The following is a 13884-nucleotide window of genomic DNA, read 5'->3' as shown; positions in this document are numbered from 1 at the left end:
CGCCCTTCAGCCGGGCCTGCCGACTGCGTTCATTCTGGTTGAGATCGGGAAGCGCGCCGCCTATACTTGACGAGACCGGCCGGCCTGCGAGCGGCGGGACGATGAGGTCGCACGGGCGCGCCCGCCGAGGGGAAAGCGAGCCCCGCTCGCTTTCCCCGGCCTCCCGTGTTAGGGCGGGCCCCCATTCGCCCAACGCCTCGCGAAAGCGACGTTGCGGCACGCATCGAGCCAAAAATGAGCGATATCTTTCAGGAAGTCGACGAGGAGGTCCGGCGCGACAGGGCGGCGGAATTCTGGAAGAAGTATCAGAACGTCATCATCGCCGCGGCGGTCCTGATCGTGCTCGCTTCCGCCGGCTTCCGCTATTGGCAGCACCAGCGCGAGGCCGCGGCGCAGGCGGCCGGCGACCAGCTTCAGGCGGCGATCGCGGCGTTCGACGCCGGCAAGCCGAACGAAGCGTTCGGGGGCCTCGCCAAGCTCGCGGCCGAGGCGCCGGGCGGCTACCGCGTCCTCGCCCAGATGACCGAGGCGGGGGCCAAGTCGGCGACCGACCCGGCCGCGGCGATCTCCGCCTTTCAGGCGATCGGCGGCAACAGCGCGGTCGATCCCATGTTCCGCGACGCCGCCAAGCTGCGCGCCGCGCTCCTTCAGCTCGGCGTCTCGGGGGAGGAATCGGCCGGCGTCACGGCTCTGACCTCGCTCGCCAACGCCGAAGGCCCCTTTCGCCGCCTGGCCAAGCTGACGCTCGCCGCGCTCGACATCGGCCGCGGCGACTACGACGCCGCCGGCAAGGATCTCGACGACGTGCTCGCCGATCCTGAGGCGTCGCAGCGGGAACGCAATCTGGCTGAGCGCTGGCTCGCCCTCGTCGCCTCGAACCGCGCGAAGTGAACCGAGGGGCATGAGCAAGGTCGCGATCATCGGCCGACCGAACGTCGGCAAGTCGACCATCTTCAACCGGCTGGTGGGGCGCAAGCTCGCGCTGGTCGACGACCAGCCCGGCGTCACCCGCGACCGTCGCGAGGGCGAGGGGCGCATCGCCGACCTCGCCTTCACCGTCATCGACACGGCGGGCCTCGAGGAGGGCGATCCGGAGACGCTCGCCGGCCGCATGCGCGCCCAGACCGAGACCGCGCTGTCCGACTGCGACGTGATTGTGTTCGTCATCGACGCGCGCGCCGGCGTCACCGGGACCGACCGGCACTTCGCCGCCGCCATCCGCCGCGCCGGCAAGCCGATCATCGTGCTCGCCAACAAGGCCGAGAGCGGGGCGGGGCGGGACGGCGCCTACGAGGCCTTCAGCCTCGGCCTCGGCGACCCGATCCCGTTTTCCGCCGAGCACGGGCAGGGCCTCGGCGACCTTTACGACGCGCTGGTCGACGCGCTGCCCGCCTCCGCCCGGCTCGATCCGGACGAGGAGGACGAGGGCGCGCCGCTGGTGCTCGGCGAAGAGGAGGACGGCAGCGAGCTCGATGCGACCAAGCCGCTGCGCATCGCCGTGCTCGGCCGCCCCAACGCGGGCAAGTCGACGCTGCTCAACCGCATCCTCGGCGAGGACCGGCTGCTGACCGGCCCTGAGCCGGGCATCACCCGCGACTCGATCGCGATCGAGACCGAGTGGCGCGGGCGCAAGCTGAAGCTGTTCGACACCGCCGGCCTCAGGCGGCGGTCGCGGGTGGTCGAGAAGGTGGAAAAGCTCGCCGTCGCCGACGCCCTGCGCGCGGTGCGCTTCGCCGAGGTGGTGGTGCTTCTGCTCGACGCGACCATCCCGTTCGAGAAGCAGGACCTGTCGCTCGCCGACCTCGTCGAGCAGGAGGGCAGGGCGCTGGTCATCGGCCTCAACAAGTGGGACCTGATCGACAACAAGTCGGACCGCGCGCGGGAGCTGCGCGAGGAGGCCGACCGGCTGCTGCCGCAACTGCGCGGGACGCGCGTCGTCCCCGTCTCCGGCCTCACCGGCGCCCATGTCGACAAGCTGCTCGAAGAGGTGGTGGCGACGCACGCAATCTGGAACACCCGCATCTCGACCGGGCGGCTCAACCGCTGGCTCGGCCCGGTCGTCGATTCGACGCCGCCGCCCGCGGTGTCGGGGCGGCGGATCAAAATCCGCTACATGACCCAGCCCAAGGCGCGGCCGCCGTTCTTCGTGCTGTTCGGCAACTCGGTCGAGTCCATCCCGGAGAGCTACAAGCGCTATCTCGTCAACGGCCTGCGCGAGACCTTCGGCCTGATCGGGGTGCCGATCCGGCTGTCGATGCGCTCGGGCGGCGCCAATCCGTACGCGCCCAAGAAGCGGCGCTGACGGCCGGCGCTCGATGCGAGCGAGGCGGACGTAACCCTCGTCGGCGGGTCCGGAGCGCGTCCGGTCGCGCCGGCCTCAAAATCCTCGCTTGCGGCCGCCGTCCGGACTAGAAGCGGAGCGGCCCTTCCATGCGGTTTCCCATGACCTTCTCAACGCAGCATCGACCGGGCGAGCACACGCCCACCTTCCGCGAGGCGCGGGATCTCCTGCTCGCGCTCGACGACCGCTACATGGCCGCCAAGACCCAGTTCGCCTGGCCGCGGCCGGCACGGTTCAACTGGGCGCTCGACTGGTTCGACGCCGAGTTCGCCGGGGGCGACTGGGCGGCGCGGACCGCGCTCAAGATCGTCGGCGAGACGGTCCAGATCCGCAGCTTCGGCGAGCTCTCGCGCGAATCGTCGCGGCTCGCCAACGGCCTGCGCACGCTCGGCGCGCGACGCGGCGACCGGCTCCTGATGATGCTCGGGGCGTGCCCGGAGCTCTGGGTGACGATGCTGGCTTCGATCAAGCTCGGGCTCGTTCTGATGCCGGCCATGCCGCAGCTGAGCCCTCTCGACATCGTCGACCGGCTCGAACGCGGTCGGGCCAAGTTCCTGATCGCCCACGGGTCCGACGCGGGCAAGTTCGCCGAGGTCGAGACGAAGGCCGTCCGCATCGCGGTCGGCGCGGCGGCCGAGGGCTGGCGCGCCTTCGATCAGCTGCTCAGCCCCAACCCGCGCTTTCAGCCGGACGGCCCGACCGACGCCGACGACCCGATGCTGCTCTATTTCACCTCGGGCACGACGGCGCGCTCGAAGCTGGTCGTGCACAGCCACGCCAGCTATCCGATCGGCCACCTCTCGACCATGTACGGGTTGGGCCTCAAGCCCGGCGACATCCACCTCAACATCTCCTCGCCCGGCTGGGCGAAGCACGCCTGGTCGAGCGTATTCGCGCCCTGGAACGCCGGGGCGACGGTGGTGGCGCTGGCGCAAAGGTTCGAGCCGGGCGCGGCGCTCGACGCGCTCGCCGCCCACGGCGTCACCACCTTCTGCGCGCCCCCGACCGTGTGGCGCATGCTCGTTCAGGCGGACCTCGGCGCCCGGAAGGCGGACTTGCGCCTGCGCGAGATCATGTCCTCGGGAGAGCCGCTGAACCCCGAGGTGATCGACCAGGTGCGGCGGGCCTGGGGCCTGACGCTGCGCGATTCCTACGGCCAGACCGAGACGACCATGATGGTCGCCAACTCGCCGGGCCAGAGGGTGATTCCCGGCTCGATGGGCCGCCCCCTGCCGGGCTACCGCATCGTTCTGCTCGACTCCGACGGGCTCGAGAGCGACCACGGCGAGATCGCGCTCCCCTTGAGGCCCCGCCCCGTCGGGCTGATGAGCGGATACGCCGACGACACGGGCGGTCCGGCGCCCGTCGGCGGCGCCTATTTCCGCACCGGCGACGTCGCCTCGCGCAACGCCGAAGGCTACCTCACCTACGTCGGCCGGGCCGACGACGTGTTCAAGTCGAGCGATTACCGGCTGAGCCCGTTCGAGCTCGAGAGCGCGCTGATCGAGCACGAGGCGGTGGTGGAGGCCGCCGTCGTGCCGGCGCCCGATCCCGTGCGCTTCACCACGCCCAAGGCCTACGTCGTGCTCGCCGAGGGCTTCGCGCCGGACGCCGCGACGGCGGCCGCGATCTTCGCCCACGTCCGCGAGCGCCTGTCGCCCTACAAGCGCGTGCGGCGGATCGAATTCGCCGAGCTGCCCAAGACGGCGTCGGGCAAGATCCGCCGCGTCGAGCTGCGCGCTCGCGAGACGGACCTCGCGGAGAAGGGCGAGCGGGCGGAGCGCGAGTTCCGGATCGAGGATTTTTCCGAAGGGTGAGGCGCGCCGGGCGGGGCCCGAGGCTTCAGGCGAGACGGGATTCGACGCAACTGCGGCGCCGCCTCCCTTTGCCGGAGGGAGAGCGCCTCGACCGCCCACTCTCCATTGCCGATCCATCGCCGCAGCTTGGCTGTTCCGATTCGACCCAATGGCGCCTTGTCTCAGCCGCGCACGGCGCTCCGGAAGGCCGCCGAAAGCGCCGCGAGCGTGTCGCGCGGCCGATCCTCCTTCAGCCTCGTGTGAAGCACAACCGGCAGGCGCGGCAAATCGGGCAGCCCGAGTTTGGGGCCGACGTCGACCGCGCCGAACGGCAGCATGCGCGGCGCCAGCGCCGCAACGCCGAGCCCGGCCATGACGGCCGCAGCCACCGCCGCGACGCCGCCGCCGACGAAGATTTCCGTCCACGGCACGCCGGCCGCATCGAGCAGTTCCGCTGCGATCGCGCGCACGCCGCACGGCTCGGCCATCGTTGCGACCGGCAGCGGCTCCCCGGCGCGACGCCGCCAGCCGGGGGCCGCGAACCAGCCGAACTTCTCTTCGACCAGAACCTCGCCGTCGGCGCGCCCGGCGTGGAGACGGACGATCACCGTGTCGAGTTCTCGCCGGTCGAAGCTCTGAAGCAGCTCGGCCGACGATCCGATCCGGATTTCGATCAGCATCTGAGGGTCTTGCGCGTTCATGCGCGCGATCAGCGCGGGGAGCTCAGGCCCGGCGACGTGATCGCTCATGCCGATGGCGAGGCGCTGCCGGGCCGCCGTGAACCCGGCGAGCGCGCGCTCGTGCGCCTCGAGGAGGCTGCGGGCATGGTCGAGAAAGCTCGCGCCGCGCCCCGAGAGCTGCACGCGCCGGGGCGTCCGCTCGACGAGCCGGCAGCCGAGCCTCGTCTCGAGCCGCTTCAGCTTCAGGCTGACCGCAGCCTGCGTCGTTCGCATGGTTTCGGCCGCGCGGGTGAAGCTGCCGAGCTCGGCGACGCTGACGAAGGCCTGGACGGCGTCGAGGTCGAGGGGGCGTTGAACCATATCCATGCGTTATCTCTGATATCAATATCCATAGCGTATCAAAATGGTTGGCGGCGGTCTACGTTGGCGCGGGACAAATTCGAGGAAGGCCCATGCCGCTTGCACACATCTCCCTTCGCGCCGGAAAGCCTGAGGCCTACCGGCAGGCGATTTTCGACGGCCTTTACCGTGCGTTGCGCGAGACCTTCGACGTGCCCGAAGACGACCAGTTCATGACCATCACGGAGCACGACGCCGCGAGCTTCCGCTACAGCCCATCGTATTTCGGCGTCGCCCGGAGCGACGATCTGGTGCTGATCCAGATCACTGTCAGCAACACCCGCACCGTGGCGCAGAAGAAGGCGCTGTTCGGGCGGATCGCGGCGGCGCTCGGCGAAAGCCCCGGCCTCCGGCCGGAGGACGTGTTCGTCAACCTCGTCGAGGTCGCCAAGGAGAATTGGTCCTTCGGCCATGGCCTCGCGCAATACGCGTGAGGCCGATCGCATTGCGGGTCACAGCGGGCGAATTCGAAATGGCCGTGGAGAGGCGCAAGGCCGCCAGTTTCGAGAGGCTTTTCCGGGAGTTGGCGCGATGGCGCGCCATCGCCGCCCCCTGGCGAACGCCCAGGCCCGCGAAGGCGCGCGATCCGGCGTCGACAGGGTTCGTCGCCGGCATGGCGTCCTGGCGCCGGTCGAGAGCCGCCCATGCGACGGGGGAATTGCCGCCGGCTCGCTGGTGTGATCAGGTCGAGCGCGAGATCAATAACCAGATCATTTACGGCGACCCTCGGGGCGGGAACCGCCCATGGTAGCCCTCGGCTCCCGCGAGGACTTCGCCAAACGACCGAAGCCGCGAAAGCAGCGCGGACGCGTGTCCGGGCGCTGATCGGCGAAAACAGCTCCGAGTCCTGCGAAGCTGGGCGCCGTGGATCGTCCTGGGCGCCGCCGACGCCTTCGAGGTTCCAGGTCGCATGGTCGCTCAGAACCGTTCGGTCGGCCCGAAAAGGACGCGCTTGGAGCGAGGGGGGCGCCTGCCGGGCTCGGAATGGACTATAGGGATCGGGTGGGCGGCTCGCCGTTCGCGAGCCGAGGGAGCACCCCCATGCGACGCAGAACATTTTTGACGGGCGCCGCGGTCACGGCCGCCGGCCCCCTCGCGTCCGGTCAAGCCCGCGCCGCCGACGCTACGATGGCGCGCAAATTCGCCGACGCCCTCAGCGCCCACGACATCGATGCGTTCGCCGACCTGTTCGCCGACGATTACGTCAACCATCAGGTTTCCATCGCCGCCCCGCCGCCCTCGGGCCTGTCGGCGAAGGCGGCGACGGTCGCCTTCTTCGCCGCGCGGCTGAAGGCGATCCCGGACCTCGCGGTGTCGCTCGAGACGACCGTCGCGGAAGACGACCGGGTCGCAGCCAGTTTCGTCTATCAGGGGCGGCACGAGGGGGTCTATTACGGCGTCGAGCCGACCGGCAGGCGGCTGTGGTTCACCTCCTGCGACATCTTCCGCATCGCCAACGGGCGAATCGTAGAGCATTGGGGTATGGGGGATCTCGCCGGGATCGTTGCGCAGCTGAAGGGCTAGCTGGCCGCGAGAACAGCCGAGCCGGGTTTTGTGAAGGGCGCGGCGTCGCCGCCCCGGAGCGAGTGGTGATTGTCGGGTCCGCGCGGGGTACGGGAGTGGCGCGATGGCGTGGGGGGCGGTGATCGTTTGCGGGCTCGTGCTGTGGGCGGCGAGCGGCGGCGTGCTCGCTCTGGGGCGGGAGATCTGGCCGGCGGAAATGCCGGAGGCGGTGCGGCTCGCGGTGGCGCCGGCGCTCGCCGCGGCCGCCACGCTCGCCGACAAGCTCGCCACGCCTCTCCTCGACCCGCTTCTGCGCGCCGTCGCGCTGACCGCGATCGTCGGGACGCTGGACGCGTTTCTCATCGCCCCGCTGATCGTCGATGACCGCGTCGTCCTTCGCGCCGGTTTCGCCTACTGGGCGCCGCTGGCGGCGATCCTGTGCGCGAGCTGGCTCACCGGCCGCTTCGGACCAATGTAACGGCCATGGGCGCACGTCTCGGGCGCCGCCCCTACCATCCGATGCCCGATTGCGCGCTGGCGCCGCCGCCGCCTTGCTCCGCCCGCTTCGGCGGCGCTATGACCGCGCTCGAGCCGATGCGGCCGGAAAGCGAGGCGCCATGTTCACCGGTATCGTCACCGACGTTGGAGAGGTCCTCGACAGGGAAAGGCTCGGCGCGCGCGACCGGCTGACCATCGCGAGCCGCTTCGATCCCGCGTCGATCGCCCTCGGCGCCTCGATCGCCAACGCCGGCGTGTGCCTGACCGTGGTCGACGCGGCCCCGCGCGAAGGCGGCGCGCGGCTCGTGTTCGACGTCGGGGCCGAGACGCTCGCAGTGACGACGCTCGGGCGCTGGGAACCAGGGACCCGGGTCAACCTCGAGCGCTCGCTCAGGGTCGGCGACGAGCTCGGCGGCCACATGGTCTCGGGCCATGTCGACGGCCTCGCCGCGATCGTGTCGCGGCGCGACTTCGACGGCATGGCGCATTTCCGCTTCCGCGCGCCCAAAACGCTGGCGAAGTTCATCGCGGTCAAGGGCTCGGTCGCGCTCGACGGGACGTCGCTCACCGTCAACGCCGTCGAGGACGACGAATTCGAGCTCCTGCTGATCCCGCACACGCTCGAGGTCACCACCTGGGGCGAGCGCAAGGCGGGCGACGCGGTCAACATCGAGGTCGACCAGATGGCGCGCTACGCGGCCCGGCTGATCGAGGCGGGGCGGTAGGCTCGACGGACTGACCGTCGGATCTCAACCGTCCGTCGCGCCTTGCCGTGCAACCGAACTGTCCGCCTCCGCCACGGGGTCGTTGAAGGTCCAGCGGCGGATTGCGCGGATGCGGTCGAGGCCTGCGAACACGCCGGCGAAACCGCCGTGGGGCGAAAGCTCCCGAAGGACGGCGTCGAACGCCTGACCGAACCCGTCGAAGCCGTCGGCGTCCACCTCGCACAGGTGAATCTGGTTCCAGTCGATCGTCAGCCCGGGGTCCCGATACAGCACCGCGGCCGTCTCCATCGCCCTGAAAGTCCCGATTCTGTTCGCCCTGACGAGCTCCGCGGCGGCGGGGCCGATGTATCTCCGCATGATGTCTCTGTATTCCTCGAGATATATCGGGTCGACATCGATATATTCCAGCGACGCCTGCCGTCCCGGCGAATCGGCCGATCCCCGCCAGGCGCGCGGCAGGATGAAGGCCGCGGGCGTGGTGAGGAGAATCTCCGCGCGCAGCAGGTCCGTCCCTGCCGGTTGCCGCCTGACCACGAGGTCGTGGATGGCGTCGGCCGGAACGATGTTGCGGAAGTAGCTCAGCTCGAGATGGCTCCACGCCGGCGCCTCCGCGGCGTTGCGAAACACGGAGCGGTGCCGGTAGAGCGCCTGCCCGAGGCACGTTTCCCCGAAGCGCGCCCAGTCGGCGGCGCTGTCCTTCAGCGCGGCTTCCGTTCCCGGATCCCGCGCCTGTATCGTCCGGGCGAGCGCCACGAGGCGGTCGCCCGGTTCGATCCGGGCCAGGGGCTCCAAGAGGGGATCGACGCTCGCCACCATTGCCCGCCTCGCTCACGCGCCTGCCCCGAAGGCCGCGCGACCGGGATCGCGGATTCCAGCGGCTTGTTCAAGCCGTCGCGGAAGGTCGAGCGCTTTCTCGCCCGCCGTCATCGACCGAGAATCACCCCGAGGGCGGCGAGCAGCGCCTTCGGATCGAGCTGGCTCTGATAGACCGGCGGCGGCGCGGGGCCGCGCCCGGTGAGCCGGTGGATCGCCTCCCAGGCGGTGCGGGCGGAATATTCGATCGTGAACGCGATGTCCCTCGGCGTCTCCACATACTGGCCGATCAGCCCGAGATTGCTGGATCCCTCCGGAACGACGGCCGGCCGGTCGCCGCCCTTCCTCGGCAGCCAGATATTGTTGACGAACGGCAGGCAGCAGGGAACGCAGGTCGAAGTCCGCATGATCGCCGCCAGTCGGCCGTCGAAGCCGAACTGCCGCACGACCTCCTCGAGGATCTCGGCGCCGGCGCACTCCGTCATCGCCTTCCGGACGTGACCGCCCGGTCGATCGGGATAAAGGCCGTATCCCCACCACACGGTCGCGTCCTGCGGCTGGCCGAGGACTTCGGGGTTGTGAAAGACCGTCACCGAGGGGACCCAGGGCGCGTCGCGCAGCGTCACCAGGCCGCCCGAGCCGGATTTGCTCCCCGTGAGCCGTGCGAGCGAGTCCTGGAAGTCGGTCCCCGTGGTGGTGACCGTGAACGCCACCCAGCGCGAATCGGCCGCTTTGTCCGCAGCGAACCAGACGTCGGGATTGCCGAAGCCCGCGCGCCGCTCGGCGAGCCGGCGCCACAGCGCCGCCGCTCCCCCGCCCGGCGGCTTCGGCGCTTCGGTCATCGACCCGACGGACATGCAGGCCGCCTGCGATCCGGTCGTGACCAGCACGAGGTCCTCCGGCGCGACCGCGATCGGGTACGCCGCCCCTGCGCGCTCCACCTCGAGGCCGACGACCGTGATCCGCTCGGTCGCGGGCGCAAAGGCCAGGTCCGTGACGACGGCGCCGGTCAGGACGTTGACGCCGAGCGGATGCAGCCAGGCGGCCATCGGTTCGACGAACGCCTGCTTTTGGCAGTATGGCGTTCGCAAAATGTGCGTCATGTCCGAGAGGTTCGGGAACAGATAGAGGAACCGGTTCAGGTAGCGACGGAACTCGACGGCGCCGTGCTGGGGCAGCGATCCCATCAGCGTCGACCACAGCAGCCAGAACTCGCTGGCGAAAAACGCCTCTGGGAAGAACGCGTCGATCCGCCTCCCCGCCAGCCAGGCTTCGGGCGTGAGCGCGACGCGGGCGAGACGAAGGAAATCGCCGAGCGTCAGGCCGAAACGCGGGTCGTGCGCCACGAGCCGGCCGTCGCGGTCGACGATGCGCCCACGGTCGTCGAACGGTTCGGCGTCGTTGAAGGCGAAGAATTCGTCTGTGACGGACATCGCCGGAGTCTTCGCCGCGGGAATTCCGGCGAGCAGGTCGAACGCGCAGCGAAATTCCCTGTCGAAGACGGAGCCGGGCAGGTTGTAGCCGCGCTGCGCCGTTCCCTGCAGATAAAGGCCGCCGCCGAGGACGTCGCCCGCTTCGTAGATCGTGATGTCGGGGCCGGAAATCCCGGCGTTGCGGACGAGCAGGACGGCCGCCGCCAGCCCGCCGAACCCACCCCCGACGATATGCGCCTTCATGCGCGCCTCCCGCGGATCGCTTGCATCGGCCGTCGTCGGCGCACGCTTTCGGCCGGGCGCGAGCGCAGAGAAGGCCGGCCGTTTTCAGACAGGGGCCGCGACAAGCGCCGGACGCCGTAAAACAATCTGCTAATGTATAAGATAGTGAATCCGAGGAGCCGTCAAGGGGCGGATGTCGGGGCGCGTCGTTGTCGACGCAGCCGCCGGCCGCGTCGCGCTCGGAAATCCGCCCCCGTCGCCAGAAACGGCGCAAGCGGTTGAAGGGTCTGACGTCGGGGTCGAGAGTCCGCGCCCCCGCGGTAGCCGGCCGAGCCGGTCAGGCGTTGTCCGGGCGGCGCGCGGGCCCGGGAAGCGGCCGGGCGAACCGGGGCGCCACCCCCTCGCGCATGACGAATCGCCGCAGCGGCCCCACCGCGGCGAGCGCCGCGAGCCCGGCGCCGCGGGCGAGGTCGAGCGGAGCGAACTCGGCCAGAAGCGCCCGGTTCAGCCCGTCGACCGCGGCCGTGCGGGTGAAAATGTCGGCCCGGCGCGCCCGCTCGTAAGCCGCGAGCGCGGCGCTTCCGCCGATGTCGCCCCCGGCCGCGCGCGCCTCGACCGCGGCCTCGACGATCGCCTCGACGTCGCGCAGGCCGAGGTTCAGCCCCTGGGCGCCGATCGGTGGAAACGCGTGGGCGGCGTCGCCGATCAGCGCGAGCCGGGGCGCGGTCAGGGTCGGCACGACCTGCCGCGCCATCGGAAAGATCCCGCGCCGGCCCTCGATCCGCATCGCCCCGAGGAGCGAGCGCGCCTGACGCTCGATCTCGCGCGCGAGCGCAGCGTCGTCGAGCGTCTCGCGGCGGCGCGCCTCGTCGTCCGACATCAGCCAGACGAGGCTCGACCTGTCCGCCGCTTCGCCCGCCGGCGGCAGCGGCACCAAGGTGAACGGCCCCTGCCGGGTGTGGAACTCGGTCGAGACATCGCGATGCGGCAAGCGGTGCGCGAGCAGCGCGGTCAGCGCGCTCTGCGGATAACGATGCGTGCGCACGCTCAAGCCTGCGGCGCGCCGGGCGGGCGAAGCGCGGCCGTCGGCGCCGATGACCAGCGCGGCCGCGACCGTGCGCCCGTCCGCGAGCCGGGCGAGCGCCCGCTCGCCGGAGAAGTCGTAGCTTTCGACCGGGCGTCCGGTCCGCTCCACGCCGGGAGCGGCGGCAGCGCGCGCGGCGAGCGAATCGGCCATGAGGTCGTTCTCGACGTTCCAGCCGAACGTCTCGAGGCCGATCTCCGAGCTCGCGAACTCGACCGGGCGGGGCGGAAACAGCCCGCCGGTGTCGTCGATCATGCGCAAGGCCCGCATCGGCGCGGCCTGCGGTTCGATCGCCGGCCACAGGCCCAGCGAATCGAGGTAGGCGATCGAGCGGGCGAGCATGGCGACCGTGCGGCCGCGGGCGAGCCGTTCGTCGGCCCCGCACGCGACGACGTCGAAACCGGCTCGGGCGAAGGCGATCGCCGCCGCGAGGCCCGCGAGTCCGGCGCCGGCCACGAGGACGTCGCAGATACGGTCGGCAGGTTCGGCGAGGCGGGTCATGGGCGGCGGCTCGATCGGGTTGTCTTGCGGCGCCGGGCGGAGGCCGGCGCGGTCGCCATGGGGAGACGGCGTCGCCGGACTTTGATAAGCCGGAGGCGGCGCGGTCAAGCCACGGGCGAACGCGTTTGCGCTTTTGTCGCGCAACGAGAGGCGGGCGGATAAGGCATGGCGAGCGAGAAGCAACCCGTTCGGGTCGCGAAGGCGGCGGGCTTCTCCGTCCACGTGTTCACCGCGTCCGGCGGCGCGGTCGCCGTGCTCGCGCTCTACGCCGCGATCGAGCGGCAGTTCGCGATCTCGTTCGCCTGGCTCGGCCTCGCCCTGTTCATCGACGGGATCGACGGGACGCTGGCGCGCGCCGCCCGGGTGCACGAGACCGCCGCGACCATCGACGGCGTGGTCCTCGACCTGGTGATCGACTTCCTCACCTATGTGGTGGTGCCGGTGGTGGCGCTGTGGCGCTCGGACCTGATGCCGACCGAGGCCTCGTTCTGGATCGGCCTCGTGGTGGTGATCGCCTCCGCGCTCTATTTCGCCGACACCCGGATGAAGACCGACGACCTGTGGTTCCGCGGCTTTCCCGCGACGTGGAACATTCTGGTGCTCTATCTCTTCGTTCTGCGCCCGCCCTGGATCGTCAGCGCCGCGGTCCTCCTGGGGGCGACGGCGCTGATGTTCGCGCCGGTCGTCTCGGTCCATCCGCTGCGCGTGCTTCGGCTGAGGGCGCTGACGATCGCGATGACGCTCGCCTGGTTCGCCTTCGCCGCGCTCGCGATTCTGTTCGATCTGTCGCCGCCGCACTGGGTCGTCGCCGGCATGGTCGCGACCGGCGCCTACTTCCTCGCGCTCCCGCTGCTGCGTCATTCGCCGTGGGCCTAAGATCGCACGCTTGAGGCGCTTGCCGGGCCGAGCGAATCCTTGCTATAGCGCCCCCGTTGCGGCCGAACGCCTTGGTTCGTCGCCGGCCTCGTGGCGGAGTGGCTACGCAGAGGACTGCAAATCCTTGCACCCCGGTTCGATTCCGGGCGAGGCCTCCAATTCAACTGACCATGAGGCACGGACGGCCCGTGCGTCAGAAGCGCGGGGGCGGATTCCAATGGCGACGACTTCTCCGGCCGACGGGACCCTCGAGCAGCGGCTGCACATGGTCAATTGCCAGTTGCGCACCGGCGACGTGGTCGACCAGGAAGTGCTCGCCGCCTTCCTCGACACGCCGCGCGAACCGTTCGTGCCGGCGGAGCTTCGCCCGCTCGCCTATCTCGATCGCGAGACCCCGGCGTTCGGGGCGAAGACCCGCCGGCTGCTGCGTCCGCTGACGCTGGCGCGGCTCCTCCAGGCGGCGGCGGTGAACGCGGGCGACCGCGCGCTCGACGTCGGCGGGGGGTCCGGCTACGGCGCGGCGCTGCTCGACGCCATGGGCGCGAAGGTCGTCGCGCTCGAATCGGACGCCGGCGCGGCGGCGGCGGCGCGCGGGTTGCTCGCCGGGCGCGCGGGCGTGACCGTGATCGAGGGACCGCTGCCGAACGGCGCCGTGGCGCAAGCGCCTTTCGACGTGATCGTCGTCGAAGGCGCCTTCCGCGTCGCGCCGGACACGCTCATCCGGCAGCTCGCGGACGGCGGCAGACTGGTCGGAATCGACGCGATCGTCGGCGCGCCGCAGGCCGCCCTGTACGAGCGGCGCAGCGGAGGGGTGAGCCGACGCGCCCTGTTCGAGGCGGCGGCCGACGTCCTCGACGGTTTCGCGCCAGCGCCGAGTTTCGTCTTCTAGCGCTGGCCGCGCCCCGCGCGCGGTCGACGAAAAGTGTCTCATCTTTGCGACGCCCGGGCGAAAAAGTGACGAGGCCGGGCGTATTTGCGGGTGGCGCGGGTGGCATTCGGGAGGGCGGCGGCTA

13 protein-coding genes and 1 tRNA gene are annotated in these 13884 nt (G+C 70.8%); 10 read left to right on the top strand and 4 right to left on the bottom strand.

The window, feature by feature from the left end; genetic code table 11:
- Positions 1-234 precede the first annotated feature (234 nt).
- The 3 genes from DFR50_RS10030 (at position 235) to DFR50_RS10020 (ending at position 4158) form a co-directional block, all read left to right on the top strand.
- Entirely contained in the window at positions 235-891 is a 657-nt protein-coding gene (locus DFR50_RS10030) for a tetratricopeptide repeat protein (protein WP_113889064.1), read from the top strand.
- Between the two features lie 10 nt (positions 892-901).
- Positions 902-2302, top strand: coding sequence for a ribosome biogenesis GTPase Der (der, locus tag DFR50_RS10025; protein ID WP_113889063.1), 1401 nt, complete (start codon positions 902-904; stop codon positions 2300-2302).
- Positions 2303-2430: 128 nt separating this feature from the next.
- Positions 2431-4158 (top strand): AMP-binding protein, encoded by a 1728-nt coding sequence (locus DFR50_RS10020; protein WP_245427577.1) that lies wholly within the window; start codon positions 2431-2433, stop codon positions 4156-4158.
- 161 nt (positions 4159-4319) lie between these two features.
- Here DFR50_RS10020 and DFR50_RS10015 read toward each other — a convergent pair whose 3' ends face one another.
- Entirely contained in the window at positions 4320-5177 is an 858-nt protein-coding gene (locus DFR50_RS10015; RefSeq protein WP_113889123.1) for a LysR family transcriptional regulator, read from the bottom strand.
- A 92-nt stretch (positions 5178-5269) separates the two neighbouring features.
- Between DFR50_RS10015 and DFR50_RS10010 the strand changes: the two genes are divergently transcribed.
- From DFR50_RS10010 to DFR50_RS09990, 4 genes are all read left to right on the top strand, one after another.
- Positions 5270-5650, top strand: a complete 381-nt coding sequence (locus tag DFR50_RS10010; protein ID WP_113889062.1) for a tautomerase family protein — start codon at positions 5270-5272, stop codon at positions 5648-5650.
- A 607-nt stretch (positions 5651-6257) separates the two neighbouring features.
- Positions 6258-6740 (top strand): ester cyclase, encoded by a 483-nt coding sequence (locus tag DFR50_RS10000; RefSeq protein ID WP_170153144.1) that lies wholly within the window; start codon positions 6258-6260, stop codon positions 6738-6740.
- 103 nt (positions 6741-6843) lie between these two features.
- Positions 6844-7197, top strand: a complete 354-nt coding sequence (locus tag DFR50_RS09995) for a hypothetical protein (RefSeq protein ID WP_113889059.1) — start codon at positions 6844-6846, stop codon at positions 7195-7197.
- Positions 7198-7336: 139 nt separating this feature from the next.
- Positions 7337-7942, top strand: a complete 606-nt coding sequence (locus DFR50_RS09990; protein ID WP_113889058.1) for a riboflavin synthase — start codon at positions 7337-7339, stop codon at positions 7940-7942.
- 24 nt (positions 7943-7966) lie between these two features.
- Here DFR50_RS09990 and DFR50_RS09985 read toward each other — a convergent pair whose 3' ends face one another.
- From DFR50_RS09985 to DFR50_RS09975, 3 genes are all read right to left on the bottom strand, one after another.
- Positions 7967-8758, bottom strand: a complete 792-nt coding sequence (locus DFR50_RS09985; RefSeq protein WP_113889057.1) for a hypothetical protein — start codon at positions 8756-8758, stop codon at positions 7967-7969.
- A gap of 107 nt (positions 8759-8865) precedes the next feature.
- Positions 8866-10431 carry an oleate hydratase gene (locus tag DFR50_RS09980; RefSeq protein ID WP_113889056.1) on the bottom strand — a complete coding sequence of 522 codons (1566 nt, stop codon included), beginning with the start codon at positions 10429-10431 and terminating at the stop codon, positions 8866-8868.
- Positions 10432-10747: 316 nt separating this feature from the next.
- Positions 10748-11995: a UbiH/UbiF family hydroxylase gene (locus tag DFR50_RS09975; protein ID WP_113889122.1), complete on the bottom strand. Its 1248-nt coding sequence runs from the start codon at positions 11993-11995 to the stop codon at positions 10748-10750.
- Between the two features lie 165 nt (positions 11996-12160).
- On the opposite strand from DFR50_RS09975, the gene DFR50_RS09970 reads away from it, so the two are divergent.
- From DFR50_RS09970 to DFR50_RS09960, 3 genes are all read left to right on the top strand, one after another.
- Positions 12161-12871 (top strand): CDP-alcohol phosphatidyltransferase family protein, encoded by a 711-nt coding sequence (locus tag DFR50_RS09970; protein WP_113889055.1) that lies wholly within the window; start codon positions 12161-12163, stop codon positions 12869-12871.
- A gap of 84 nt (positions 12872-12955) precedes the next feature.
- Positions 12956-13029: transfer RNA gene (locus tag DFR50_RS09965), tRNA-Cys, on the top strand.
- A gap of 59 nt (positions 13030-13088) precedes the next feature.
- Positions 13089-13760: a protein-L-isoaspartate O-methyltransferase family protein gene (locus tag DFR50_RS09960; RefSeq protein WP_113889054.1), complete on the top strand. Its 672-nt coding sequence runs from the start codon at positions 13089-13091 to the stop codon at positions 13758-13760.
- Positions 13761-13884 lie beyond the last annotated feature (124 nt).

It is taken from the genome of Roseiarcus fermentans, assembly GCF_003315135.1.
GTDB lineage: Bacteria > Pseudomonadota > Alphaproteobacteria > Rhizobiales > Beijerinckiaceae > Roseiarcus > Roseiarcus fermentans.
This window is presented reverse-complemented; position numbering and strand designations above follow the sequence as displayed.

What these genes read in the sequence shown, in the direction of transcription:
- DFR50_RS09960 (WP_113889054.1), top strand. Translation starts at nt 13,089, where the DNA reads ATGGCGACGACTTCTCCGGCCGACGGGACCCTCGAGCAGCGGCTGCAC.
- DFR50_RS10010 (WP_113889062.1), top strand. Translation starts at nt 5,270, where the DNA reads ATGCCGCTTGCACACATCTCCCTTCGCGCCGGAAAGCCTGAGGCCTAC.
- DFR50_RS09985 (WP_113889057.1), bottom strand. Translation starts at nt 8,758, where the DNA reads ATGGTGGCGAGCGTCGATCCCCTCTTGGAGCCCCTGGCCCGGATCGAA.
- DFR50_RS10030 (WP_113889064.1), top strand. Translation starts at nt 235, where the DNA reads ATGAGCGATATCTTTCAGGAAGTCGACGAGGAGGTCCGGCGCGACAGG.
- DFR50_RS10000 (WP_170153144.1), top strand. Translation starts at nt 6,258, where the DNA reads ATGCGACGCAGAACATTTTTGACGGGCGCCGCGGTCACGGCCGCCGGC.
- DFR50_RS09970 (WP_113889055.1), top strand. Translation starts at nt 12,161, where the DNA reads ATGGCGAGCGAGAAGCAACCCGTTCGGGTCGCGAAGGCGGCGGGCTTC.
- DFR50_RS09975 (WP_113889122.1), bottom strand. Translation starts at nt 11,995, where the DNA reads ATGACCCGCCTCGCCGAACCTGCCGACCGTATCTGCGACGTCCTCGTG.
- DFR50_RS09980 (WP_113889056.1), bottom strand. Translation starts at nt 10,431, where the DNA reads ATGAAGGCGCATATCGTCGGGGGTGGGTTCGGCGGGCTGGCGGCGGCC.
- der (WP_113889063.1), top strand. Translation starts at nt 902, where the DNA reads ATGAGCAAGGTCGCGATCATCGGCCGACCGAACGTCGGCAAGTCGACC.
- DFR50_RS10020 (WP_245427577.1), top strand. Translation starts at nt 2,431, where the DNA reads ATGCGGTTTCCCATGACCTTCTCAACGCAGCATCGACCGGGCGAGCAC.
- DFR50_RS09990 (WP_113889058.1), top strand. Translation starts at nt 7,337, where the DNA reads ATGTTCACCGGTATCGTCACCGACGTTGGAGAGGTCCTCGACAGGGAA.
- DFR50_RS10015 (WP_113889123.1), bottom strand. Translation starts at nt 5,177, where the DNA reads ATGGTTCAACGCCCCCTCGACCTCGACGCCGTCCAGGCCTTCGTCAGC.
- DFR50_RS09995 (WP_113889059.1), top strand. Translation starts at nt 6,844, where the DNA reads ATGGCGTGGGGGGCGGTGATCGTTTGCGGGCTCGTGCTGTGGGCGGCG.